Raw genomic sequence first — 22552 nt, forward strand, 5'->3', positions numbered from 1 at the left:
GCGCGTTTGGCAGAGTCAGACGGTCAAGAACGTACCGAAGACGCCACGCCCAAACGGTTGGACGAGGCGCGAAAGAAAGGGCAGGTTGCAAGGTCTAAAGAATTAGCCTCTGTATCAGTATTGGTGATGGGGGCGATATCGTTAATGTGGTTTGGAGAATCACTGGCGAGAGCGTTGTATTCGTCAATGGGGCGCATTTTTAGTTTGAGTCGCGAAGAGGTATTTGATACTGGCAAACTATTTGATATTGCGCTCGGCTCACTCTCCTCGTTGTTATTGCCCTTAATTTTGATCTTAGTGACGCTTTTTATTGCTGCATTAATTGGCGCTGCTGGAGTAGGTGGCATTAATTTCTCGGCCGAAGCGGCAATGCCTAAGCCGTCAAAAATGAACCCCTTGAGCGGCATTAAAAGAATGTTTGGTTTGCAAAGTTGGGTTGAACTGTTTAAGTCCATCCTTAAAGTCTTGCTCGTTTCTGGGGTGGCGTTTTATTTAATTGAGGCTTCTAAAGAAGATTTATTCCAATTGAGCACGGATGTTTACCCACAAAATATTTTCCATGCGTTGGATATTTTACTCAACTTTGTGCTGCTTATCAGTTGTTCACTACTGGTGGTGGTGGCAATAGATATTCCATTTCAGATTTGGCAGCATGCTGATCAGTTGAAAATGACGAAGCAAGAGGTTAAAGACGAATACAAAGATACCGAAGGTAAACCAGAAGTTAAGGGGCGTATTCGAATGCTGCAACGTGAGGCAGCACAGCGCCGCATGATGGCTGATGTTCCACAAGCCGATGTTATTATCACCAACCCAGAGCACTTTTCGGTGGCTTTGCGTTATAAACAAGATAAAGACAAAGCACCTATCGTAGTAGCCAAGGGTGTTGATCACATGGCAATGAAAATTCGCGAAGTGGCACGTGAGCATGATATTTACATCATCCCAGCGCCACCACTGGCTCGGGCGTTGTATCACACCACTGAGTTAGAGCAAGAGATCCCCGATGGGTTGTTCGTTGCTGTAGCTCAAGTGCTGGCTTATGTTTTTCAGCTTAAGCAGTACCGTAAGCGCGGTGGGCAAAGGCCTAAACTGGAAGAGCAAAATATGCCCATTCCCCCAGATTTACGCCATTAATTTTAATTTGATAAACATTTGAGAAATTACCACACTGGCGTATTTATCTATAGATATGCCACATACTATGATGTGGCATTTTTAGTGATGATGACGTTATTTGTCCGGTATGGATAGTAAGACGAGTACCGCACCACCACCACCAAACTCTAGGGGCGCTTGATGGAAAGCCATCACGTCAGGGTGCTGAGCTAGCCAAAGCGGCACTTTTTGCTTAAGGATATGCTTACCAATGCCGTGTTGAACACAAGCACAGTGGACATTTTCTTTTACGCAGTAGGCAATCATAGCGCCAAGTTCTCGTTTTGCTTCTTGCTGTGTCATGCCATGCATGTCTAAGAAAACATCCGGTACATACACACCACGCCTTAATCGCTTCACTTCGTATTTAGACACATCATCACGTGCATAACGTGTTGGTCCGTCTTCACTGAGTAAAGGCATAAACTCATCAGAGAAATAAAATTCTGTATCGCTGGCTTCACGCGCTACACGGCGGATTTCTTTTTGTTTGGGGTTTCTGTTTGGCTGCTGGATTATGGTATCCTGTCGCAACTTTTTGACGCCCTGTACTGCATCCCGGAACAAGTCGAAATCGTCATCGTGTTCGGTGTCTTTTTGGCTCATTGGGTCTGGTCATTTTCTAACTGATCGAAATTGGCAGTATTGTAGCGCTTTTTGGAGGCAATTTTGGATAAGATTTTTGTAGATGAGGCGGTTTCTGAACTTCACACGCTTCAAGATATGATTCGCTGGACTGTGAGTCGCTTTAACGCTGCCAACTTATTTTATGGTCATGGCACAGATAACGCGTGGGATGAAGCGGTGCAGTTAATCTTGCCAACGCTCTATCTTCCGATTGATGTTCCTCCCCACGTATTGAATTCTCGTTTAACCAGCAGTGAACGTCTGCGCATCGTTGAACGTGTAATCAAACGTATTAATGAACGTACACCAACTGCTTACTTAACCAATAAAGCGTGGTTCTGTGGGTTAGAGTTTTATGTTGATGAGCGCGTATTAGTACCACGTTCACCAATTGGCGAGCTTATCGAAGCACAATTTCAACCTTGGTTGATCGAAGAGCCAGTGCGCATTATGGACTTGTGTACGGGCAGCGGTTGTATTGCGATTGCTTGTGCTCATGCTTTCCCGGAAGCTGAAGTGGATGCGGTTGATATTTCAGTCGATGCGCTGCAAGTTGCTGAGCAAAATATTCAGGATCACGGAATGGAGCAGCAAGTATTTCCAATTCGTTCTGATTTATTGCGTGATCTACCTAAAGAAAAATATAACTTGATCGTATCCAATCCACCTTATGTGGACCAAGAAGATATGAGCAACTTACCGAAAGAATTCACCCATGAGCCTGAACTTGGTTTGGCGGCGGGTACTGACGGTTTAAAATTAGTTCGTCGTATTTTAGCAAATGCACCGGATTACCTGACAGATGACGGTATTTTGATCTGTGAAGTGGGCAATTCGATGGTCCATATGATGGAACAATATCCAAATATTCCATTTACTTGGATCGAGTTTGCCAACGGTGGTCATGGCGTATTTATGCTGACTCGTCAGCAGTTGCTCGATTGTGCTGACGAATTCTCGCTGTACATCGATTAAATAGCGCTCAATGCTTTAAATAGAACGCCAGCTGACATGCTGGCGTTTTTTATGGCCTGAAAATGCAATTGGTTTATTTTGGGGCTTTACATCATTTCGTAATAAAGCGACTATGAAAATACGAACAATTGAATGAATCGGTGCTGCTCACCCAGCCTTAGGCTAGGTATGAGAGGTATCAATATTGAGGAAGTAATGGCAGGAAACAGTATCGGACAACATTTTCGAGTGATGACATTCGGAGAAAGTCACGGTATCGCACTAGGATGTATCGTCGACGGATGCCCTCCAGGGTTGGAAATTACAGAAGCTGACTTACAGAAAGACCTAGATCGTCGCCGTCCGGGCACATCTCGTTATACCACGCAACGTCGTGAACCTGATGAAGTCAAAATTCTCTCGGGTGTATTTGAGGGTAAAACCACAGGTACATCGATTGGTCTGTTGATTGAAAATACCGACCAACGTTCAAAAGATTACTCTGAAATTAAAGATAAATTTCGCCCAGGCCATGCCGATTACACCTACCATCAGAAATATGGTATCCGTGATTATCGTGGTGGTGGTCGATCTTCTGCGCGTGAAACGGCCATGCGTGTTGCGGCAGGGGCTATTGCTAAAAAATATCTTAAACAAGAATTCGGTGTTGAAGTCCGTGCCTATCTGTCACAGATGGGTGATGTATCGATTGATAAAGTCGATTGGGATGAAATCGAAAATAACGCTTTTTTCTGTCCTGATGTCGACAAAGTCGATGCCTTTGACCAACTTATCCGTGACTTGAAAAAGGAAGGGGATTCTATTGGTGCTAAGCTGCAAGTTGTTGCAACGAATGTGCCTGTTGGTCTTGGCGAGCCAGTATTTGATCGCCTAGATGCAGATATTGCTCATGCATTAATGAGTATTAATGCGGTGAAAGGGGTAGAAATTGGTGATGGTTTTGACGTTGTGCAGCAAAAAGGCAGCCAACATCGTGACCCTCTGACTCCGCAAGGTTTTGCGAGTAACCACGCTGGTGGTATTTTGGGCGGTATTTCGACTGGTCAAGATATTGTGGCTAATATTGCACTCAAACCAACCTCAAGCATTACCGTGCCGGGCGATACTATTACCCGCGCTGGAGAGTCGACGCAACTGATTACCAAAGGCCGCCATGATCCGTGTGTTGGGATCCGAGCGGTGCCGATTGCTGAAGCAATGCTTGCTATCGTTTTAATGGATCATTTACTGCGTCATCGCGGTCAAAACTTTGGTGTGCAAACTGAAACACCTAAAATCTAACATGCCCGGTTAAAATGCAAAAATGCCCTCAATATGAGGGCATTTGTTTATCTAAAATTAATGGATTTGGCTTTCTGTATCGAGCTGGAAAGAGGGTAAGCGCCACTTAAAACGAACCGCGGCCATACGCAGTACATAACCAACCACTAGGGTAATGATGGTACTGGTCACATCATTCACGCCAAATTCCAGTAATGTCAAATACAGTCCAGATGCGACAAGCGATACAGATGCATACAACTCTTCATGCAGAACTAGCGGTGTTTGACGACAGATAAGGTCACGCAGTAACCCGCCAAACACACCGGTTACTAACGCCGCTACCATACAAATCATCGCATGATGACCCATGCTCATTGCCACTTTGGTGCCGATAATACTAAACACAATCAACCCTAATGCATCTAAGCGAATAAATAGGCCTTTTAGCTTGATGACCCATTTTGCAAGCCCGGTCGTTAAGACACCCGCTAAACAAGTAATGGCTAAAAACTCGGGGTTTTTAACCCAACCTAGTGGATAATGTCCGAGTAAAATATCTCTTACAGTACCCCCACCAATCGCGGTAGCGCTGGCCACTAACATCACACCAAACCAATCCATTTTACGGCGACCTGCACTCAATGCTCCGGTCATCGCTTCGGCGGTAATTCCAATAATATATAAAACGCTGAGCAACATACGTGTGATACCCCGGCAAACGTAAATAGCACCCATATTGCATATGGGGATGAAAATGAAGGCGCAAGTGTAGTGGGAAATGCTACAGCTGACGAATGAGTTTTTATAACGAGAAACCGTTTGCTCGATAAATAAAACTAATCACATGCAAGGCGAAACCAGCACATTGATGCGGTTAGGCTTTACCTAAAAGTGAAAAAACGCGAGAATGTGCAGCGAAAATTATTTGATACTTAAATTCACTATGACCCACCACTATTCAGACCTTATCTCTATCTTCAACCTGACTTTTTTTGAGCCGTTTAATACGCGTTTAGAACTAGGTGGTGATGAGCCTATTTATCTTCCTGCTGATGAGCACACCGATTACCACCGTATTATTTTTGCTCATGGTTTCTTTGCGTCCGCATTACATGAGATAGCACATTGGTGTGTCGCCGGGCCAAAACGTCGCTTATTGGAAGACTTTGGTTATTGGTATGAGCCAGATGGTCGCACCGCGCAAGTTCAAGCTGAGTTTGAAAAAGTGGAAATTCGTCCACAAGCGTATGAATGGATTTTGTCTGTGAGTGCAGGCTTTCCTTTTAGTGTCAGTTGTGACAACCTACACGGCGATTTTGAGCCTGATCGCATCGTGTTTATGACCAAAGTACACCAAGAAGTGATGTCGATTTTGCAGCTCGGCTTACCACCGCGAGTAAAAATGTTGTCTGATGCATTGCGTGCTTTTTATGGTACGCCAGAGTTAACTTCAGAACTTTTTATCGTCAAATAACTCGCCAAATAACAAGATAAAAATAGAGAGAAATGAGAAGGTTATGATTATTGAATTTGAAGAAAAATTGCTAGAAATGATTGATGTACGTATTGCAACGGCATCGGATGATGAATTATTTGCTGGCGGTTATTTACGTGGTCATATTTCTCTTTCTGCGGCTTCTTGCGAAGAGGAAGGTATCGATGATGTTACGATTTTCAAAGCACGTATAGAACAGAGCCTAGAACAAGCTCGTTCTGAATTGAGCCCTGCTGACCGTGTAATTGTGTTTGATCTGTGGACAGAGCTACATAACCAAGCGTAACGCCTCACTGCGCTATGAGGCGTTTTACTGGTGCCTTGTATGATGGCTATTCGGTAATCGCCTTTCCTTTTCTCAGCTTTCTTACCCACATGCGACTTGGGTGAAGCATTTCTAGAACGTCAACCGGTAAAGGCAGAGGATCGCCACTTATCTGTGAAGCTAATAATTCAGCCATCAGCGGCGCAGAACTCAGCCCACGAGAACCTAAACCTAACAAGCAATACAAATTAGGGTATTGAGCGACAGGCTCGACATCTTGCTCGTTTTGAGTATGCAGCCGTTGATAATTAGTTTTAATTTGTTCAAAGTCTCCCACCGCGCCAACAAAGGGAAGATGATCTCGGCTGACACAACGAACCCCTTGGCGAGCTTGATTGCCAGATGTATCGACATCCTTCGGCCAGCTTTGGTTTGCAATGCAATTTATTAAACGCTGACCATTTTCTTGTTGCGTGATTGGGTCAAACGCTTGATTAATTTGGCTTCGGTCATAGCTCGCCCCGATACAATGCTGTTGATTAAGCGGGTTGTGTGGTGTCATATAGCCGTCATAGCACAATACGCTGCTGAGTTTTTGTAAGTTATCCGTGGTAGGAATATGGCTGACTTGTCCTTTCACTTTGCCTAATGGCACATAACGAGTTTGGTCGAACTGGTCGAATTGATGACCATTAGCAATAATGATGGATTGATGAGGCTTTTCTATGCCATTGATACTTAATATCCACTGTTGCTGTGTTTCATCCCAACGTAATTTTTCCACTCGGTGATTAAAGTAGGCGTTAAAGGAATCGTTTTTTTCTAAAGTCTCAATTAGCCCTTGAGTCAGCTGAGCAGGGCATAGCCATCCGCCTAATGGATAGTAAATACTTTCCATTGTATTAGGCAGTCCGATATTGAGTTCAGTTTGTTGTGGATTACAGTGGTGCATCAGTTGTGAGTTAAAGCTCCCATCAAGCATGGCGTTTTGCTTTTTGGTTGATTTTTCATCCCACATGAGCTGAGTGACACCGCACCAGTCGTGATCAAATGCGGTTTGTGTAGACATCTGCTCAACAAATTGTCGAGCGAATAAAAAAGCCGGAGCAAAGACACGAGAAACTCCAGTGTGGTTGCCATTAAGCAGTGGGTATATTGCCCCTTGACGATTTCCTGATGCTCCTTGAGCAGGCTTTTCGTCTGCACAATACAAGCTGACATTAATATCGCGGCGAGTGAGCGTTTTTGCTAAGGTGGCACTGGCAATTCCGCCACCAATGATCGCTACGTCGGTTACATGGTTTGATGACGTGGTTGCAAACCAAGGTTTGATGTTGCTATAAGGCTGCTTACTGTCCAGTTTGCCGGCGATCATCTCTCGTTTAGTACCAAAACCTTTGACTTTTTGCATGGCAAAACCGGCATCAATTAGCCCTCGGCGTACAAAGCCTGCTGCGGTAAAGGTAGCACAAGTGCAATCTTGCTTGGCGAGCTTAGCCATGCCATCAAATAGGGTTTGATTCCACATTTCTGGGTTTTTGCTCGGTGCAAAACCATCTAAAAACCAAGCATCAATTAAGCCATGTTCAGGGGTCGGAACTTGGGGCATGCAATCTTTGATATCACCAAACCAAAGATCAAGGGTGACCGCACCATCATCCAAAACAATACGATGACATTCAGGGACTGCAATCGGATAGTGTGCATGAAGTTTTCTTGCATATTCAGCTAATTCTGGCCAAGCTTGGTGGGCTTTTATTAAGTCTTGTTGGTTGAGCGGATACTTTTCGAAACTGATAAAATGCAGTGTTTGCAAAGTGGCGTCTGGGTTTTGCTGCTTAAATGCATCAAACCATTGCCAAACAGCAAGAAAGTTTAAGCCTGTACCAAAACCAGTTTCTGCTATCACAAAACGTTTTTGGTCATAGGTATGCCATCTTTGAGGGAGATGATTCTGTTTAAGAAACACGTAACGTGTCTCTTCGAGACCATTTACGTTAGAGAAATAGACATCATCAAATTGGTCAGAAACAGGCGTACCTGCTTCATTCCAACCGAGTTCTGCATTGGTAATGGTAGTCATAATGTTTGAATTCTGTGAAATCAGGCGATATATAGGGTTAGATTGTACGAATTTCTGGGAAAGCTGACCACTTTTGTTATCCTTCTTAGTTATCATCTAGCGGAATTTTGAATTATAGGAATGTCACATGAAACGAGTCGTAATCACCGGTATGGGTATTGTTTCAAGTATCGGTAACAACGTCGAAGAAGTTTTAGCGTCTTTAAAAGCAGGAAAGTCGGGTATCACAGCTTCTGAGCAGTTCAAAGAGAACGGTTTGCGCTCTCAAGTTTGGGGTAACCTAAAAATGAACCCTGCCGACCATATCGATCGCAAACAAATGCGCTTTATGGGTGATGCGGCAGCGTTTGCATACCTATCGATGGAACAAGCGATTGCTGATTCTGGCCTAGCACCAGAGCAAGTATCTAACGATCGTACTGGCATTGTCGCTGGTTCAGGCGGAGCTTCGTCTTATAACCAAGTGATTGCTGTTGATACATTACGCACAAAAGGCGTGAAGCGTGTTGGCCCTTATATGGTTCCACGTACTATGTCTTCAACAGTGTCTGCATGTCTTGCAACGCCGTTTAAAATCCGTGGCGTAAACTACACCATGAGCTCAGCGTGTGCGACTTCTGCACACTGTATTGGTCATGCGATGGAGCTTATCCAACTAGGTAAGCAAGATGTTGTATTTGCTGGTGGTGGTGAAGAGCTAGATTGGTCACTGACCATGATGTTTGATGCCATGGGTGCACTCTCTACTAAATACAATGAAACACCAGAGAAAGCATCACGTACTTACGATGCTGATCGTGATGGTTTCGTCATTTCAGGTGGCGGCGGTATGGTTGTTGTCGAAGAACTTGAGCACGCTTTGGCTCGCGGCGCAAAAATCTACGGTGAAATTGTTGGTTACGGTGCGACATCCGATGGCTACGACATGGTTGCTCCATCAGGTGAAGGCGCAGTACGTTGTATGAAGATGGCAATGCAAAGCGTAGAAAGTGTTGATTATGTGAATACTCACGGCACTTCCACCCCGGTTGGTGATGTGAAAGAGCTAGGTGCAATTCAAGAAGTCTTTGGTGGTAACAGCCCTGCAATTTCTGCAACTAAAGCGATGACAGGTCACGCATTAGGCGCGGCGGGCGTACACGAAGCTATCTATTCCACTTTAATGCTTCACCATGGCTTTATCGCACCGAGCATCAATATTGATAATCTAGATGCAGCGGCAGAAGGTCTTGATATTGTTACTGAAGGTCGCGAGCAGGAATTGACTACTGTGATGTCGAATAGCTTTGGTTTTGGTGGTACTAACGCAACATTAGTCATCAAAAAATACCAAGCCTAATCACATCAGGTACTTAGTACCTTACGTGTGATAGGTATCAGGTTTCCAGAGCGGATCAGCCTAGCTGATCCACAGACGCAGACTTTGTCCCCTGGAGAGCGGGACAAGATCCTTTTGTTCTGGATGTTTGCCCGGTTTCCAATAGGAGCCGGGCATTTTTATTGAAAGCGGGATTTCTTCTCGACAGCTAGTGCGCTTTTCTGCACAATCCCTTCAATTTCCAATAATGTGAACTCCGCTATGAAAATCCTTATTGATGAAAACATGCCTTACGCTGAAGCGCTGTTTAGCCAGCTTGGTGAGGTGGTGTTGAAACCGGGTAGAACCTTAACGGCTGATGATCTGATTGATGTTGATGCGTTAATGATTCGTTCTGTAACGAAAGTGAACCATGCGCTACTCACTAAGGCAAACAAACTTAAGTTTGTCGGAACGGCTACGGCTGGTATGGATCACGTTGATCAGCCACTATTGGCTGAAAAAGGTATCTTTTTTACCGCCGCCCCGGGGTGTAATAAGGTAGGGGTCGCAGAATATGTATTCAGTGTCTTGATGGTGTTAGCGCAGCAACATGGTTTTTCTGCTTTGGGCAAAACCGTCGGTATTATTGGTGCGGGTCAAGTGGGCAGTTACCTAGCGGATTGTTTAACTGGCATTGGTATGAAAGTATTGATCAATGATCCACCTAAGCAGGCACAAGGTGATAGCCGTCAATTTACTCATCTTGATGTGTTACTAGATAAGGCAGATGTTATTACTCTGCATACGCCAATCACGACAGAAGGTGAGTGGCCAACCCATCATCTGATGAATGAACAACGATTAGCGGCACTGCGAAGTGATCAAATTTTAATTAATGCCGCACGGGGGCCAATTGTTGACAACCAAGCACTAAAACGAAGGTTATTGGAAAAAGATGGTTTTATTGCAGCGTTAGATGTTTTTGAATTTGAGCCTCAAGTTGATATGGAATTGTTGCCGTTATTAGCTTTTGCTACGCCGCATGTGGCTGGCTACGGCCTAGAGGGAAAAGCGCGCGGAACTACGATGATTTTTAATAGTTTTTGCGAATATCTCGACAATGAGCATTGTGCCAATGCAAGCAGTTTATTGCCCGCAGCCCCTATTCCTGAACTGTATTTAGAACGTGAGTGGGATGAAGCCACTCTGCATAGTCTGACGCAACTAATTTATGATGTGCGTAAAGATGACGCTGTATTTCGTCGCGAAATTAGTACTCCAGGCGCATTTGATCATATGCGTAAAGTGTATTGGGATAGAAGAGAGTACAGCGCGATAACCATTAAAGGGAGTGAGTCATGTAACCTCGCTCCGTTAGCCAAATTAGGTTTTAAAACAGAGGTAACAAATGAGCCAAGAATTTAATATCGCCATCTTTGGCGCAACCGGCGCTGTTGGCGAAACCATGCTAGAAGTACTAAAAGATCGAAATTTTCCGGTCGGTGAGCTGTATTTGCTTGCAAGTGAACGTAGTGAAGGCAAAGCTTATCGCTTTAACGGTAAAACGGTACAAGTGCAAAATGTAGAAGATTTCGATTGGTCATTAGCTCACATCGCGCTGTTTTCAGCTGGTGGTGAACTTTCAGCGAAATGGGCACCTATTGCGGCTGAAGAAGGTGTAGTGGTGATCGACAATACCTCTCACTTCCGTTATGAATATGACATTCCATTGGTTGTGCCTGAAGTTAACCCAGAGGCGATTGCTGATTTTCGTAATCGTAACATCATTGCTAACCCAAACTGCTCGACTATCCAAATGTTGGTCGCGCTTAAACCGATCCATGATGCGGTGGGCATTGAGCGTATTAATGTTTCGACTTACCAATCAGTTTCTGGTGCAGGAAAGTCAGGTATTGATGAGCTAGCTGGTCAAACAGCAAGACTTCTCAATGGTATGCCTGCAGAACCTGAAGCGTTCAGCCAGCAAATTGCTTTTAACTGTATTCCACAAATTGATCAGTTTATGGACAACGGATACACTAAAGAAGAAATGAAGATGGTGTGGGAAACACAAAAAATCTTTAATGACTCAACCATCATGGTGAACCCGACTTGTGTTCGTGTGCCAGTATTTTATGGTCATGCTGAATCATTACATATCGAAACCCGTGCCCCTATCGATGCTGAGCAGGTAGTTGAATTGCTTGAACAAACGGCCGGAATTACGGTTTTCCAAGGTACAGATTTCCCAACTCAAGTTCGTGACGCTGGCGGTAAAGATGATGTATTGGTTGGACGTATCCGTAATGATATCAGCCACCACAGTGGGATTAATATGTGGGTAGTTGCTGACAACGTTCGTAAAGGTGCAGCAACGAACGCAGTGCAAATTGCAGAAGTACTGATTCGTGACTACTTCTAATACCATATTTGGTATTAGTTGCGAATGAATAAAAAAAACCACCGAGATTTCGGTGGTTTTTTTTGCTATTTATTTGGCTTGTGCGCACTAGGGTTTTGTTTGCAGTTACCATCCGCACATTTCCCATAAAGGTAAAGGCTGTGGTTAGTTAGTTTAACGTTATACTTTGCTGCGATTTCTTTTTGACGCAATTCAATAACGTCATCAGAGAACTCAATCACCTCACCACAGTCAAGACAGACTAGGTGGTCATGATGATGTTGTGTTGAAAGTTCAAATACTGATTTTCCACCTTCAAAGTGGTGACGAGTGACAATACCTGCATCATCAAATTGGTTTAATACTCGATAAACCGTCGCAAGACCGATTTCTTCACCAAGATCAATCAATTTCTTATACAGTTCTTCAGCACTGATATGTTGGCAGTCAGGCTGCTGTAATACTTCTAAAATTTTTAGCCTTGGAAGGGTAACTTTAAGGCCTGCATCCTTCAGCGCTTGGTTATTATCTGACATATACTTTCCTGTTGATGATCTGCAGCAGTTAACAGAATACATAATTCTGAGCATTATAGGGCACTGACCGCTAACAATAAACCACGAACTTCAAAGGGTTACTCTGTATTTTCCATAAAGTCGCTCAATATCACTGATATTACAGCCCTGACCAGTTACAATTGTGTAACATTTGTTGGGGCGTGCCGACTTTCAAAGGCTAGCACGTCCTTGTGGTTAAGTAGATATACCCTTCCTACTTGAAGTTACAGCGGTGTTGGCTACGTTCGCTAACCCCAATCACATAGTTTATCTATGCTCATGGGGATGAACGCACTTGCCGCCTACCTGCAACTTCAAGTTGTTTGGGTATAGATTGGAAAGGCGAGCACGGAATGAATCAGTCTTTAGCGAAATTTTATAAACCAAATATAGTCAAATGGGCGTTAAATAGCTGGCCTCCTTTCTGGGGGGCTGGGATCCATATTGATGAAATCAGTGAAGATTTTCGCCAAGTTAAGATGCGCTTGAAGCTAAGATGGTGGAATAAAAACGCTAATCGTACCCAGTATGGAGGCAGTATTTTTTCATTAACCGATCCCGTTTATTCTTTAATGTTGATGGGTATTTTGGGTGAGAAATACTACGTATGGGATAAAGAAGCGAGTATCAATTTTATTAAACCTGGTCAGTCAGATCTCTATGCTGACTTTGAGATCACTCAAGACCAGCTTGATACAATATTTGCCAGTACAGTGAATGGAGATAAGTGTTTTCCTGAGTTCATCATACATGTGAAAAATGCTCAAGGAGACGTGGTCTCGGAAGTACAGCGAAAATTGTATGTGCGTAAAAAGCCTAAGTATCGTGAAGTGCTGGACTCTGAGCAAGATATGACATTCTCTGAATAGTAATGGCATCAATTATTGATATCGAGGCTTAGCCTCTATATTGCTTACATAGGTTAATCCAAGCATCGGCTGTGCGAGATACATAACGTTCAGCGTGCCAAATAACGCCTAAGTGCCAATCAATATTTGGCGTTATTGGTTTCACTAAAATGCCTTGTTCTTGAATTTTTTGGCAAAGTGGTTCAGGAAGAAACGCAACGCCGACACCACTTTTAACCAGTGCGACTAAAAAATCCCATTGGCTACTGCGCGCAGAAACTTGTGGAGTAAATCCATGTTGCTCGCAAAGTGAACCTATATAGTCACTCAGGGTAAACTCATGTGTATAAAGATAAAATGGTTCATGTTGTAGCTCAGACCAAGTAATCTTTTTACGACGTCGCCAAGGCTCGGTATCTGGTAATACGGCATAAATTAAATAACAGTCTAAAGGCAAAGAGGTTAGGCTGTCGGGAGTATGTGGCGTGAGCATGGTTATTGCCACATCAATTTCTCCATTAAGTACGGCCTGTTCTATTTTTCTCCCTCCATATTCGACGATGGTCAGTTCTACGTTTGGGTGGGCCTGGCGATATTGACGAATAAGCCCGGCATATAAGTGGCCAACCATCGGTGGGATACCAAGACGCAAGTGCCCACGTTCAAGTGTGTTTAAGTCGATTAATTCAGATTCTAATTGCGCCATTTGTGCAAGAATATCTAACCCTCTTTGGTAGACAACTTCTCCCGCATCCGTTAACCAGAAACGTCTTCCTTCACGCTGTATTAGCGGTTGATTGATCTCTTGCTCAAGGCTACGAATCATCTTACTGATGGTTGGTTGTGTAACGAAAAGTTTTTCGGATGCACGAGTGAAGCTTTGCTGATTAATTAATTCAACGAAGTAACGCAATGCTTTTATATTCATACTCAACTCATACCATCTCAATTTCATTCCATTTTGGCATAAATTTGATAATGAAAATTCATTTTGTGATGGTTTTGTGATGAATTATAGTGTGACTCAACTCACAAACTTATGCCAAAGCCATCATGAAAAAAGTAAGCACTGTCGCTCTGACTCTGTTGCAAATAGTTATACTGTCATTAATTTGGTTTGTTGCTCAGTATCTGGTTACGACTTTTCATCTGCCTTTACCGGCGAATTTGACTGGAATGCTATTGTTGCTTGCTCTAATTATGTTTCGCGTGGTTCGTGTTGACTGGTTACGAAAAGGCGCAACATGGCTACTCGCTGAAATGCTATTATTTTTTGTACCTGCAGTGGTTGCAGTGGTTGCAGTGGTTAATTACCAAGACATTGTGCAGCAAGATGGGTTAAGAATTCTGGCGGTATTAATAGCGAGTACTATGGTCGTGATTGCAGTGACTGCGTGGGTTGTCGACAAAGTGTATCGCATCGAGTTGAAACTGGCTCGTCGTAAAAGTAATCAAAGAAATCGTCTTGCTAGAGTGGAGTCTTAACTTATGGCTTCTATTTTCACTTCATCACAGCTTGGATCCCTTTGTTTAGTATTAACAGTGGTATTTTATTACCTTAGTAAGTTTCTCTATCAGCGTAGACGTTCAATCTTTTTAATGCCGTTGTTACTTGCCCCACTATTGTTGGTTGCGGTTGTGATGGGTTTTCACATCCCATACCCAGCTTATATGGAAGAGTCTCATTGGTTACTATGGATGTTAGGTCCGTCAACGGTTGCCTTTGCAATACCCGTTTATGATAACCGGGTGTTGATTAGACGGCACTGGTTATCCTTGTCGGTAGGGGTGTTAGTATCAGTCGTTACCGCTGTTGGTAGCTCGGTTCTTATGGCTCGTTGGCTTGATCTCCCAGAGATATTACAGCGTAGCTTAGCCATGCGCTCAATTACCACTCCGTTTGCTGTTGAAGCGACTAAATCAATCGGTGGTCAAAGTGATCTTACGGCGTTATTTGTGGTGTTAACTGGGGTTATCGGCATGGCGGTTGGTGAAGTGGTTTTGACAACCTTGTCTATTCGCTCGCGGTTAGGAAGGGGTGCCAGTCTTGGGGCGTCGGCTCACGGTGCAGGTACGGCTAAGGCTTATCAAATTGGTAATTCTGAAGGGGTTGTGTCAAGCGTGGTGATGATGCTAGCAGGCATGGTAACAGTACTGTTGGCGCCTTTCATAGGCCATCTACTTTGGTAAGTATTTAATTGGTTGATATAAAAAAGACCCCCAGCGTTCGCAGGGGGTCTTTTTTTAGTCTTCCAGCTCAGCTAAGCACATTTCATCGTAAATTTGCTTAACCCAGCTATTGACGCGTTGGTCGGTCAACTCAGGCTGACGGTCTTCATCAATACACAGACCGACAAAGTGGTCGTTATCACCGGCTACTAATGCTTTTGATGCTTCAAACTCGTAACCTTCGGTTGGCCAATGGCCAATGATGGTTGCGCCTTTACTTTCGATAATGTCGCGAACGGTACCCATTGCATCGCAGAAATACTCTGCGTAATCTTCTTGGTCACCACAACCGAAAATAGCAACCAGCTTGGTTGAGAAGTCGATCGCTTCCAATTCAGGGAAGAAGTCATCCCAGTCACACTGTGCTTCACCGTAGTACCAAGTCGGAATACCAAGAAGCAACAAGTCGAAATTATCAATATCTTCTTTGCTACTTTTAGCAATATCTTGAACGTGAACGAGCTGCTTACCCAGTTGCTTTTGAATCATCTTCGCAACCGCTTCAGTATTGCCTGTATCGCTACCAAAGAAGAGACCTACACTTGCCATAGAATCATTACCTTTAATTTGTCATTTTCTGGCGGATGAACCTGCTCTTTACCCAAGACCAGTGCCTTCCCAACTGAGTTGGATTAGCCCTTTAGTGATAAAGCCAGCACACCCTAAAAACAGAACTAGCCATACAATACGACGTCCAAATGGTGGAACATTGCCCTGCTTAAGGACATCTTTGATCGCCATACCAATAAGAAAGAATATAGCCGCAAAAAGAAGATCGAGTCCAATCGACTCAAGCATGTTCATGTAGTCGTACAGCATGGGAATCCTTTATGCCAATTTGCTTGCGCGCACTATACCACTGTTATTCGTCAAAGTTAATGCGTGCATGAGTACCTATTTCACACTTGTTTCAACAACAAACGGTGATTTAATCAGTGAATTTGCGGATAGCCCGCAACACTTCTACGGGCTTTTCAGCATGTAACCAGTGGCCAGTATTGGCAATGATATGCGCTTTAGCTTGGCTAAATTGTTGCTGAATCAAGGGTTGATGTTCAGTCATTAAATAATCTGACTCACTGCCTTTAATAAATAGCGTTGGAATGTTGGTAGTCGGAATAGTCTGCCACTCTAAAATATGCCAATAATTGTTTTCAATACTTGCAACATTGAAACGCCATTCCATGACGTTATCATCACGTTTTACGATTGATTTACTCAAAAACTGGCGTACACCTTCGAGTTCAATATGCTCGGCTAGAATCGACATTACTTGCGCGCGAGAGGTCGGTTGCTGGTCGATAACCGCCTTAAGCCCTGCAAGCACATTGTCATGTCGCCGTTGGTTATAGCTTACCGGTGCCATATCTAAAACAATAAGCTTGTTCATTTTATTCGGTGCAAATTCAGTCAGTTTCATGGCGACTTTACCGCCCATTGAATGTCCGATGACTATCGCTGAGTCAACGGCTAGATACTCAAGTAGATTGGCGACATCCTGCGCCATACTGGCGTAATCATGCTGCTGTGAATGGAATGATTGACCGTGGTTGCGCAAGTCAATACTCAGGACTTGATGGTCAGTTTTAAGATCTCGGGCGAGTAAGCCTAAGTTGTCGAGATTACCAAATAACCCATGGATCAAAACAACGGTGTGACCTTCACCTTCGAGTTTATAATTAAGAAGTGCTGACATTTTATCTTATTAGTGATTGGTTTAACGTAGAGTATCAGTGAAGATCTCGCTATAATCTCTCAGAGTTTAAACATTGAGATTGTGAAAAGCGAATGAAAACAATTGAGGTTGATGAGGATCTATACCGTTACATTGCAAGTCAAACCCAGCATATTGGTGAAAGCGCGTCTGACATTTTGCGTCGCTTGCTGAACGTTGATGGTAAGGTTTCTGCTGCAACGGTAATGACACAAGTAAACGTTGAACCTAAAGGCATTGTTGTGAGTAAAGATGCCGTTCGAGATACACAGATTGATAGCGTAAAAGAGATGCGTTCTTTGCTGATTTCTGATGAATTTGCGGGTCTGAAAAAAGCGATTGATCGCTTTATGTTGGTGCTTTCAACTTTATACCGCATTGATCCTGCAAGTTTTTCCGAAGCGACGTTAGTGAACAAAGGGCGTAAACGCGTTTACTTTGCAGATAATGAGCAAACCTTACTTGAAAGTGGTCAAACAACGAAACCAAAATCGATTCCAAATACGCCGTTTTGGGTGATCACTAACAATAATACCAGCCGTAAACAGCAGATGATTGAGCAATTGATGTCGCTGATGAATTTCCCGTCAGACATCATTGAGAAAGTAACAAACGCTATCTAACATTTTCTTTAGCTTGTTATTCAAAGATAAAAATCTGATTTAAGCCTCATACTGCGAGAAATAAATTTCGTATTATGAGGCTTTTTGTTTCGTCGTTATTTCAAGAAAGGATGTCAAAATGGCTATGCACCCACGCGCAGGACAGAAAGCGCTTCAGGAAGATCTACATAATATCCCTGCGCTTGTCGCAAACTATTTCTTACTTCAACCCGATCCAGCTTGCCCCGAGCATAAAGTACAGTTCGGTACGTCAGGTCATCGCGGTAGTGCAGATAAATCAACCTTCAACGAAAATCATATCTTAGCGATTACTCAGGCATTAGCTGAAGTACGTGCAGAACAAGGAACTCAAGGCCCTATTTTCGTCGGTAAAGACACGCACGCGCTATCAGAACCTGCATTTTCTAGCGTTGTTGAAGTACTGATTGGCAATGGTATTGAAGTAATTGTCCAAGAGAATAATGGCTATACACCAACGCCAGGCATCTCTCACGCGATTCTGACTTATAACTTAACTCATCAACAGAAAGCCGATGGTATTGTTATTACACCATCGCACAATCCACCACAAGACGGTGGAATTAAGTACAACCCAACACACGGTGGTCCAGCCGAAGGTGAACTAACGCAAGCAATAGAAGACCGAGCGAATGTAATTATTGCTGAGGGTATGCAAGGTGTTAAACGTGTAGCGATTACGCAAGCCAAACAGTCACCACTATTTAAACAGGTTGATCTCGTCAAACCGTATATTGATGACTTAGTCAATGTTATTGATATGCAAGCTATCCAAAAAGCCAATCTTAAGCTGGGCGTTGATCCATTGGGCGGCAGTGGCATCGATTATTGGCGTCAAATTGGTAAAGCTTACAAGCTGAACTTAACGCTAGTCAGTGAGGCGGTTGATCCTACTTTCCAATTTATGTCATTAGATAAAGATGGCGTGGTGCGTATGGACTGTTCTTCACCTTATGCTATGGCAGGGCTGCTGGCACTAAAAGACGAGTATGACTTAGCTTTTGGTAATGATCCTGATTATGACCGTCATGGTATTGTGACACCGAAAGGTTTAATGAATCCAAACCATTTCTTAGCGGTATGTATTGACTACCTATATCGTCATCGTCAGCAATGGCGTCAAGACGTTGCCGTCGGCAAAACCTTAGTATCAAGTGCTCTTATTGATCGTGTTGTCGCTGACCTTGGCCGAGAATTGTGTGAAGTACCTGTCGGCTTTAAATGGTTTGTTGATGGTTTATACAGTGGTCAATTTGGCTTTGGCGGTGAAGAAAGTGCGGGGGCATCGTTCCTACGCAAAGATGGCACGCCATGGTCAACAGATAAAGATGGCATCATTCTTTGTTTACTGGCTGCAGAGATCACCGCAGTGACAGGTAAAAATCCTCAACAGTATTATGAAGAGCTTGCTGCAAAACACGGTGAATCAAAGTACAGCCGTATCCAAGCTGTCGCTAATGGCCCTCAAAAAGCAGTACTTAGCAAACTATCACCAGAAATGGTCTCAGCGCAAACATTAGCGGGTGACGCAATTACTGCTCGTTTGACGCATGCTCCGGGTAATAGCGCGGCAATCGGTGGTCTTAAAGTGACGACCGATTTTGGTTGGTTTGCCGCTCGTCCTTCAGGTACGGAAGATATATACAAAATTTACTGTGAAAGCTTTAAAGGCGAAGAACACTTGAAACAGATTGAATCTGAAGCTCAGGATATCGTTAATCAAGTCTTTGCTGACGCAGGCTTATAATATTAAATCATTAATGAAAACGGGCGACCTTATGGGTCGCCCGTTCTGTTTTGAGCTACGTTTGTAACCGATATCAAAACGGTTATATATGATTTAAACGCTTTGATGTGGCCATTGATCTGGCACGATAAACCAAAATCGACCACTTTCACTTTGGCAATGAACAAAACCGTGTTCTGGGGCTGAGGTAAACACTGGGCTTGTGGTACTTTTCCCACTTATCCATTGTGGCTTGTCAAGTAAGAATAGCGTTTCGTTTATTTGCTCTGCTTGGCTTTGATAGCACCAATACCCGGCAATTTGTGACGAATTAATTGAGTAACCTAAACATTGTTCTGGAATGGTTTCGTTGGCAAAGGGGTTGGTATACAAACGGCCTTGCATTAACAAGTGGTGGCTGATATCACGCCAAAGTGGGTAGGTGGTTTGAAACGATTCAGATTGAGATAGCGTTAGTTGCTGGTGGAGCATATGGTCGAGCTTTATATCAAGACGATCTTGTGAGTTTGGTCCATACCAGAGCCCTTGATGGAGAAGGTAAAATTTAACCGCCACTTCCCAATGTTCATAGCGTTGCTGCCGTTTATTTTTCACAACGAAATCAAGTGACCCCAGTGTTGTTCCTGCATCATTTAACTGAATTTCCTCAGAAACGGCTGAATAGGTTGGGTCGAGTTTAAATAGTAGAGAGCATAGATGCTGATAGATAAAGCCTAATCTTGGGTTACCAGCATAACCCTCTTTAAGCTGCGGAATGTCCTGCATGAATGGATGCTGCGTGGCAACAACACCTTTGTGATGAAACAATGCAGGGGTGGTCGATACCCAGTTTGCCAGTGAGTTTAGGTCCATCTTCATTGATTTTCTCTTCTTCATTTTTCGACATCTTAGCTCGGAATTGTTATAACCACGCTAGTTAAAAATACAATCTTGGGATGAATAATGGATAATTTACAACTTGAAGCTTTAATCAATCAAAAGCTTACTCCTCAGTTAATTAAAGACTATTGCCCGAATGGTTTACAAGTCGAAGGTCGATCTGAAATCAAAAAGATTGTTACGGGTGTTACCGCCTCTCAAGCACTTATTGACAAGGCCGTTGAACTTAAAGCCGATGCTTTACTGGTTCACCATGGCTATTTTTGGAAAGGTGAATCTGAACCGATTCGAGGCATGAAGGGCAAACGTATCCGAACTTTAATTAAAAACGATATCAACCTGTTTGGTTACCACTTACCATTAGATATCCATCCAGAGTTAGGGAATAACGCCGAGCTTGCGCGTTTGCTCGACATTGAAGTTGAAGGTGGAATGGAAGGGCACCCTCAATCTGTTGCGATGTTTGGGCGTCTTAACAAACCGATGTCAGGTGTTGAGTTTGCGGCCAAAATCAACCAAGTTCTGAATCGTCAGCCTTTGCATATCGCGCCAACACAGACGGAGCAAATGATTGAAACCGTTGGTTGGTGTACGGGCGGTGGGCAAGATTACATCGAACTTGCGGTTCAACAAGGACTTGATGCATTTATTTCTGGTGAAATATCAGAACGAACTACCTATTCAGCAAGAGAGCAGGGTATTCATTATTTTTCAGCCGGGCATCATGCAACAGAGCGTTATGGTGTTAAGGCTTTAGGAGAATGGTTAGCGAGAGAATATGGTTTTGAGGTTGAGTTTATCGATATCGATAATCCTGTGTAGTCAGCTTGTTGCGTGGTTGCATAAAATAAAAAAGAGCGAGTGGATACTCGCTCTTTTCTGACTAGATTTGTTATTCGCGTTCGTGCAATGGTTTGAAATCACGCATTTTTTGACCTGTGTAAAGTTGGCGAGGACGGCCAATTTTATTGTCAGGGTCGCTGTGCATTTCGTTCCAGTGTGCAATCCAACCAATAGTACGAGACATGGCGAAGATAACGGTAAACATAGAAACTGGGATACCGATAGCTTTTAGGATAATGCCTGAGTAGAAATCAACGTTCGGGTAGAGTTTTTTCTCAACAAAATATTCGTCAGAAAGTGCGATGCGTTCAAGCTCCATCGCCACATCCAATAATGGGTCTTGGATGTTCAACTCTTTTAGAACTTCATGACAAGCTTCACGCATTACCGTCGCTCGTGGATCATAGTTTTTATACACTCGGTGACCAAAGCCCATTAAGCGGAATGGATCATCCTTATCTTTTGCTCTCACCACATACTCAGGAATGTTATCTACGCTGCCAATTTCTTCAAGCATGCGCAAACAAGCTTCGTTTGCACCACCATGAGCTGGTCCCCATAAAGAAGCAATACCAGCGGCAATACACGCAAATGGGTTAGCACCTGAAGAACCCGCTAGACGTACGGTCGATGTAGACGCATTTTGCTCGTGATCAGCGTGCAGGGTAAATATTTTATCCATCGCACGAGCCACTACAGGGTTGACTTCATATTCTTCACATGGCGTTGCAAACATCATGTGCAGGAAGTTTTCCGCATAGTTTAGATCATTCCGTGGGTAAATAAACGGTTGACCAGTTGAGTACTTGTAACACATGGCTGCAAGTGTTGGCATTTTAGAAAGCAGGCGGTAAGCCGCTATCTCACGGTGTGTATCATTATTAATGTCGAGTGAATCGTGGTAGAACGCCGCAAGCGCTCCAACCACACCGCACATAACAGCCATTGGGTGAGCGTCACGGCGGAAACCGTGAAAGAAACTCGCAATTTGTTCATGAACCATCGTATGGCGAGTAACGATCTTTTTAAACTCTTCGTATTGTTCACGATTTGGAGCTTCACCATAAAGAAGAATGTAACAAACTTCTAAGTAATCGGCGTTATTGGCTAACTGATCGATAGGGAAACCACGGTGCAATAACACCCCTTTACCACCATCAATATAAGTGATTTGAGATTCACAAGATGCAGTGGCAAGGAAACCAGGATCAAAAGTGAAGTATCCGTTGGACCCCAGTTTACGAACGTCGATTACTTGAGGGCCTACTGTCCCATCCATAATCGGCAGTTCGATTGGCGCTTTGCCTTCGATATGAAGGGTAGCTTTCTTATCTGCCATAACAATCTCCTTTGTTTATTATTTAATCCGTCCAGGATGTTTGTGTGACATTTTTTTACGTGTGTTCGGGGTTAAAGTCAATTTTTCTCCTCTGATGTGTGCACTTGTTTAGATTTTTTGGACATATAAAGTTAAAAATCTGTTCTGTGTAGCAAAAATTGTTACATCAATTGTATTAGAATGTTGCC

The 22552-nt window shown here is 43.5% G+C and carries 24 protein-coding genes; 14 read left to right on the forward strand and 10 right to left on the reverse strand.

Annotated elements, in window-relative coordinates; translation table 11 throughout:
- Nucleotides 1-6 precede the first annotated feature (6 nt).
- Nucleotides 7-1137, forward strand: a complete 1131-nt coding sequence (gene flhB / locus EYW48_RS10550) for a flagellar biosynthesis protein FlhB (RefSeq protein WP_053311847.1) — start codon at nt 7-9, stop codon at nt 1135-1137.
- Nucleotides 1138-1233: 96 nt separating this feature from the next.
- Here flhB and smrB read toward each other — a convergent pair whose 3' ends face one another.
- A complete protein-coding gene (smrB, locus tag EYW48_RS10555; RefSeq protein ID WP_053311846.1) occupies nt 1234-1764 on the reverse strand; it encodes an endonuclease SmrB in 531 nt (176 codons plus the stop codon).
- Nucleotides 1765-1827: 63 nt separating this feature from the next.
- Between smrB and prmB the strand changes: the two genes are divergently transcribed.
- Together prmB and aroC are read left to right on the forward strand one after the other, a co-directional pair.
- Nucleotides 1828-2760 (forward strand): 50S ribosomal protein L3 N(5)-glutamine methyltransferase, encoded by a 933-nt coding sequence (gene prmB, locus EYW48_RS10560; protein WP_053311845.1) that lies wholly within the window; start codon nt 1828-1830, stop codon nt 2758-2760.
- Nucleotides 2761-2955: 195 nt separating this feature from the next.
- A complete protein-coding gene (aroC, locus tag EYW48_RS10565; RefSeq protein ID WP_168523958.1) occupies nt 2956-4041 on the forward strand; it encodes a chorismate synthase in 1086 nt (361 codons plus the stop codon).
- Nucleotides 4042-4098: 57 nt separating this feature from the next.
- On the opposite strand, the gene EYW48_RS10570 is transcribed toward aroC, so the two are convergent.
- A complete protein-coding gene (locus EYW48_RS10570; protein WP_053311843.1) occupies nt 4099-4722 on the reverse strand; it encodes a trimeric intracellular cation channel family protein in 624 nt (207 codons plus the stop codon).
- 244 nt (nt 4723-4966) lie between these two features.
- Here EYW48_RS10570 and EYW48_RS10575 point away from each other — a divergent pair, with 244 nt between their 5' ends.
- Together EYW48_RS10575 and EYW48_RS10580 are read left to right on the forward strand one after the other, a co-directional pair.
- Nucleotides 4967-5497: an elongation factor P hydroxylase gene (locus tag EYW48_RS10575; RefSeq protein WP_053311842.1), complete on the forward strand. Its 531-nt coding sequence runs from the start codon at nt 4967-4969 to the stop codon at nt 5495-5497.
- A gap of 43 nt (nt 5498-5540) precedes the next feature.
- Nucleotides 5541-5804 carry a YfcL family protein gene (locus EYW48_RS10580; protein WP_053311841.1) on the forward strand — a complete coding sequence of 88 codons (264 nt, stop codon included), beginning with the start codon at nt 5541-5543 and terminating at the stop codon, nt 5802-5804.
- 46 nt (nt 5805-5850) lie between these two features.
- Here EYW48_RS10580 and mnmC read toward each other — a convergent pair whose 3' ends face one another.
- Nucleotides 5851-7866: a bifunctional tRNA (5-methylaminomethyl-2-thiouridine)(34)-methyltransferase MnmD/FAD-dependent 5-carboxymethylaminomethyl-2-thiouridine(34) oxidoreductase MnmC gene (gene mnmC, locus EYW48_RS10585; RefSeq protein WP_277432389.1), complete on the reverse strand. Its 2016-nt coding sequence runs from the start codon at nt 7864-7866 to the stop codon at nt 5851-5853.
- Nucleotides 7867-7993: 127 nt separating this feature from the next.
- Here mnmC and fabB point away from each other — a divergent pair, with 127 nt between their 5' ends.
- From fabB to EYW48_RS10600, 3 genes are all read left to right on the forward strand, one after another.
- Complete coding sequence (gene fabB, locus EYW48_RS10590; RefSeq protein ID WP_053311839.1) at nt 7994-9205, forward strand: beta-ketoacyl-ACP synthase I; 1212 nt, start codon at nt 7994-7996, stop codon at nt 9203-9205.
- A gap of 240 nt (nt 9206-9445) precedes the next feature.
- Complete coding sequence (locus EYW48_RS10595; protein ID WP_168521463.1) at nt 9446-10591, forward strand: 4-phosphoerythronate dehydrogenase; 1146 nt, start codon at nt 9446-9448, stop codon at nt 10589-10591.
- The gene (locus EYW48_RS10600; protein ID WP_171980672.1) at nt 10575-11588 is read left to right on the forward strand and encodes an aspartate-semialdehyde dehydrogenase; all 1014 of its coding nucleotides are present in this window, start codon (nt 10575-10577) and stop codon (nt 11586-11588) included. The genes EYW48_RS10595 and EYW48_RS10600 overlap by 17 nt, the downstream gene beginning before the upstream one ends.
- Nucleotides 11589-11653: 65 nt before the next feature.
- Here EYW48_RS10600 and fcrX read toward each other — a convergent pair whose 3' ends face one another.
- Nucleotides 11654-12103: a ferric iron uptake transcriptional regulator FcrX gene (fcrX, locus tag EYW48_RS10605; protein WP_053311836.1), complete on the reverse strand. Its 450-nt coding sequence runs from the start codon at nt 12101-12103 to the stop codon at nt 11654-11656.
- A 374-nt stretch (nt 12104-12477) separates the two neighbouring features.
- Between fcrX and EYW48_RS10610 the strand changes: the two genes are divergently transcribed.
- Nucleotides 12478-12993 carry a DUF4442 domain-containing protein gene (locus EYW48_RS10610; RefSeq protein ID WP_171980673.1) on the forward strand — a complete coding sequence of 172 codons (516 nt, stop codon included), beginning with the start codon at nt 12478-12480 and terminating at the stop codon, nt 12991-12993.
- 28 nt (nt 12994-13021) lie between these two features.
- On the opposite strand, the gene EYW48_RS10615 is transcribed toward EYW48_RS10610, so the two are convergent.
- Nucleotides 13022-13900, reverse strand: a complete 879-nt coding sequence (locus EYW48_RS10615; protein WP_053311834.1) for a LysR family transcriptional regulator — start codon at nt 13898-13900, stop codon at nt 13022-13024.
- A gap of 125 nt (nt 13901-14025) precedes the next feature.
- Between EYW48_RS10615 and EYW48_RS10620 the strand changes: the two genes are divergently transcribed.
- Nucleotides 14026-14457, forward strand: coding sequence for a CidA/LrgA family protein (locus tag EYW48_RS10620; protein WP_277432390.1), 432 nt, complete (start codon nt 14026-14028; stop codon nt 14455-14457).
- Between the two features lie 3 nt (nt 14458-14460).
- Nucleotides 14461-15162, forward strand: coding sequence for an LrgB family protein (locus tag EYW48_RS10625; protein ID WP_261926919.1), 702 nt, complete (start codon nt 14461-14463; stop codon nt 15160-15162).
- A gap of 54 nt (nt 15163-15216) precedes the next feature.
- Here the strand turns inward: EYW48_RS10625 and fldA are convergent, their stop codons facing one another.
- From fldA to EYW48_RS10640, 3 genes are all read right to left on the reverse strand, one after another.
- On the reverse strand, nt 15217-15750 hold the full coding sequence (gene fldA / locus EYW48_RS10630; protein ID WP_053311831.1) for a flavodoxin FldA: 534 nt from the start codon (nt 15748-15750) through the stop codon (nt 15217-15219).
- Nucleotides 15751-15798: 48 nt separating this feature from the next.
- Entirely contained in the window at nt 15799-16020 is a 222-nt protein-coding gene (locus tag EYW48_RS10635) for a DUF2788 domain-containing protein (RefSeq protein ID WP_053311830.1), read from the reverse strand.
- Between the two features lie 109 nt (nt 16021-16129).
- Nucleotides 16130-16897 (reverse strand): alpha/beta fold hydrolase, encoded by a 768-nt coding sequence (locus EYW48_RS10640; RefSeq protein ID WP_171980351.1) that lies wholly within the window; start codon nt 16895-16897, stop codon nt 16130-16132.
- 92 nt (nt 16898-16989) lie between these two features.
- On the opposite strand from EYW48_RS10640, the gene seqA reads away from it, so the two are divergent.
- Together seqA and pgm are read left to right on the forward strand one after the other, a co-directional pair.
- Nucleotides 16990-17538, forward strand: coding sequence for a replication initiation negative regulator SeqA (gene seqA, locus EYW48_RS10645; RefSeq protein WP_053311828.1), 549 nt, complete (start codon nt 16990-16992; stop codon nt 17536-17538).
- Between the two features lie 118 nt (nt 17539-17656).
- Nucleotides 17657-19303, forward strand: a complete 1647-nt coding sequence (gene pgm / locus EYW48_RS10650) for a phosphoglucomutase (alpha-D-glucose-1,6-bisphosphate-dependent) (RefSeq protein WP_171980350.1) — start codon at nt 17657-17659, stop codon at nt 19301-19303.
- 93 nt (nt 19304-19396) lie between these two features.
- On the opposite strand, the gene EYW48_RS10655 is transcribed toward pgm, so the two are convergent.
- The gene (locus tag EYW48_RS10655; RefSeq protein WP_176313122.1) at nt 19397-20161 is read right to left on the reverse strand and encodes a DUF1853 family protein; all 765 of its coding nucleotides are present in this window, start codon (nt 20159-20161) and stop codon (nt 19397-19399) included.
- An 84-nt stretch (nt 20162-20245) separates the two neighbouring features.
- Between EYW48_RS10655 and EYW48_RS10660 the strand changes: the two genes are divergently transcribed.
- A complete protein-coding gene (locus EYW48_RS10660) occupies nt 20246-21004 on the forward strand; it encodes a Nif3-like dinuclear metal center hexameric protein (protein WP_053311825.1) in 759 nt (252 codons plus the stop codon).
- 70 nt (nt 21005-21074) lie between these two features.
- Here the strand turns inward: EYW48_RS10660 and EYW48_RS10665 are convergent, their stop codons facing one another.
- Nucleotides 21075-22364, reverse strand: a complete 1290-nt coding sequence (locus EYW48_RS10665) for a citrate synthase (protein WP_053311824.1) — start codon at nt 22362-22364, stop codon at nt 21075-21077.
- Nucleotides 22365-22552 lie beyond the last annotated feature (188 nt).

The sequence above is a fragment of the Vibrio sp. 1180_3 genome (assembly GCF_029478545.1).
In the GTDB taxonomy this organism is placed as follows: Bacteria; Pseudomonadota; Gammaproteobacteria; order Enterobacterales; family Vibrionaceae; genus Vibrio; species Vibrio aestuarianus.

Bases quoted from the DNA above. Each gene is read 5' to 3' on its own strand.
- EYW48_RS10665 (WP_053311824.1), bottom strand. From the start codon at position 22,364: ATGGCAGATAAGAAAGCTACCCTTCATATCGAAGGCAAAGCGCCAATC.
- EYW48_RS10600 (WP_171980672.1), top strand. From the start codon at position 10,575: ATGAGCCAAGAATTTAATATCGCCATCTTTGGCGCAACCGGCGCTGTT.
- EYW48_RS10625 (WP_261926919.1), top strand. From the start codon at position 14,461: ATGGCTTCTATTTTCACTTCATCACAGCTTGGATCCCTTTGTTTAGTA.
- EYW48_RS10615 (WP_053311834.1), bottom strand. From the start codon at position 13,900: ATGAATATAAAAGCATTGCGTTACTTCGTTGAATTAATTAATCAGCAA.
- fcrX (WP_053311836.1), bottom strand. From the start codon at position 12,103: ATGTCAGATAATAACCAAGCGCTGAAGGATGCAGGCCTTAAAGTTACC.
- aroC (WP_168523958.1), top strand. From the start codon at position 2,956: ATGGCAGGAAACAGTATCGGACAACATTTTCGAGTGATGACATTCGGA.
- EYW48_RS10655 (WP_176313122.1), bottom strand. From the start codon at position 20,161: ATGAAGATGGACCTAAACTCACTGGCAAACTGGGTATCGACCACCCCT.
- fldA (WP_053311831.1), bottom strand. From the start codon at position 15,750: ATGGCAAGTGTAGGTCTCTTCTTTGGTAGCGATACAGGCAATACTGAA.
- EYW48_RS10640 (WP_171980351.1), bottom strand. From the start codon at position 16,897: ATGTCAGCACTTCTTAATTATAAACTCGAAGGTGAAGGTCACACCGTT.
- EYW48_RS10575 (WP_053311842.1), top strand. From the start codon at position 4,967: ATGACCCACCACTATTCAGACCTTATCTCTATCTTCAACCTGACTTTT.
- mnmC (WP_277432389.1), bottom strand. From the start codon at position 7,866: ATGACTACCATTACCAATGCAGAACTCGGTTGGAATGAAGCAGGTACG.
- EYW48_RS10610 (WP_171980673.1), top strand. From the start codon at position 12,478: ATGAATCAGTCTTTAGCGAAATTTTATAAACCAAATATAGTCAAATGG.
- fabB (WP_053311839.1), top strand. From the start codon at position 7,994: ATGAAACGAGTCGTAATCACCGGTATGGGTATTGTTTCAAGTATCGGT.
- EYW48_RS10660 (WP_053311825.1), top strand. From the start codon at position 20,246: ATGGATAATTTACAACTTGAAGCTTTAATCAATCAAAAGCTTACTCCT.
- seqA (WP_053311828.1), top strand. From the start codon at position 16,990: ATGAAAACAATTGAGGTTGATGAGGATCTATACCGTTACATTGCAAGT.
- EYW48_RS10620 (WP_277432390.1), top strand. From the start codon at position 14,026: ATGAAAAAAGTAAGCACTGTCGCTCTGACTCTGTTGCAAATAGTTATA.
- smrB (WP_053311846.1), bottom strand. From the start codon at position 1,764: ATGAGCCAAAAAGACACCGAACACGATGACGATTTCGACTTGTTCCGG.
- EYW48_RS10595 (WP_168521463.1), top strand. From the start codon at position 9,446: ATGAAAATCCTTATTGATGAAAACATGCCTTACGCTGAAGCGCTGTTT.
- EYW48_RS10570 (WP_053311843.1), bottom strand. From the start codon at position 4,722: ATGTTGCTCAGCGTTTTATATATTATTGGAATTACCGCCGAAGCGATG.
- pgm (WP_171980350.1), top strand. From the start codon at position 17,657: ATGGCTATGCACCCACGCGCAGGACAGAAAGCGCTTCAGGAAGATCTA.
- EYW48_RS10635 (WP_053311830.1), bottom strand. From the start codon at position 16,020: ATGCTGTACGACTACATGAACATGCTTGAGTCGATTGGACTCGATCTT.
- EYW48_RS10580 (WP_053311841.1), top strand. From the start codon at position 5,541: ATGATTATTGAATTTGAAGAAAAATTGCTAGAAATGATTGATGTACGT.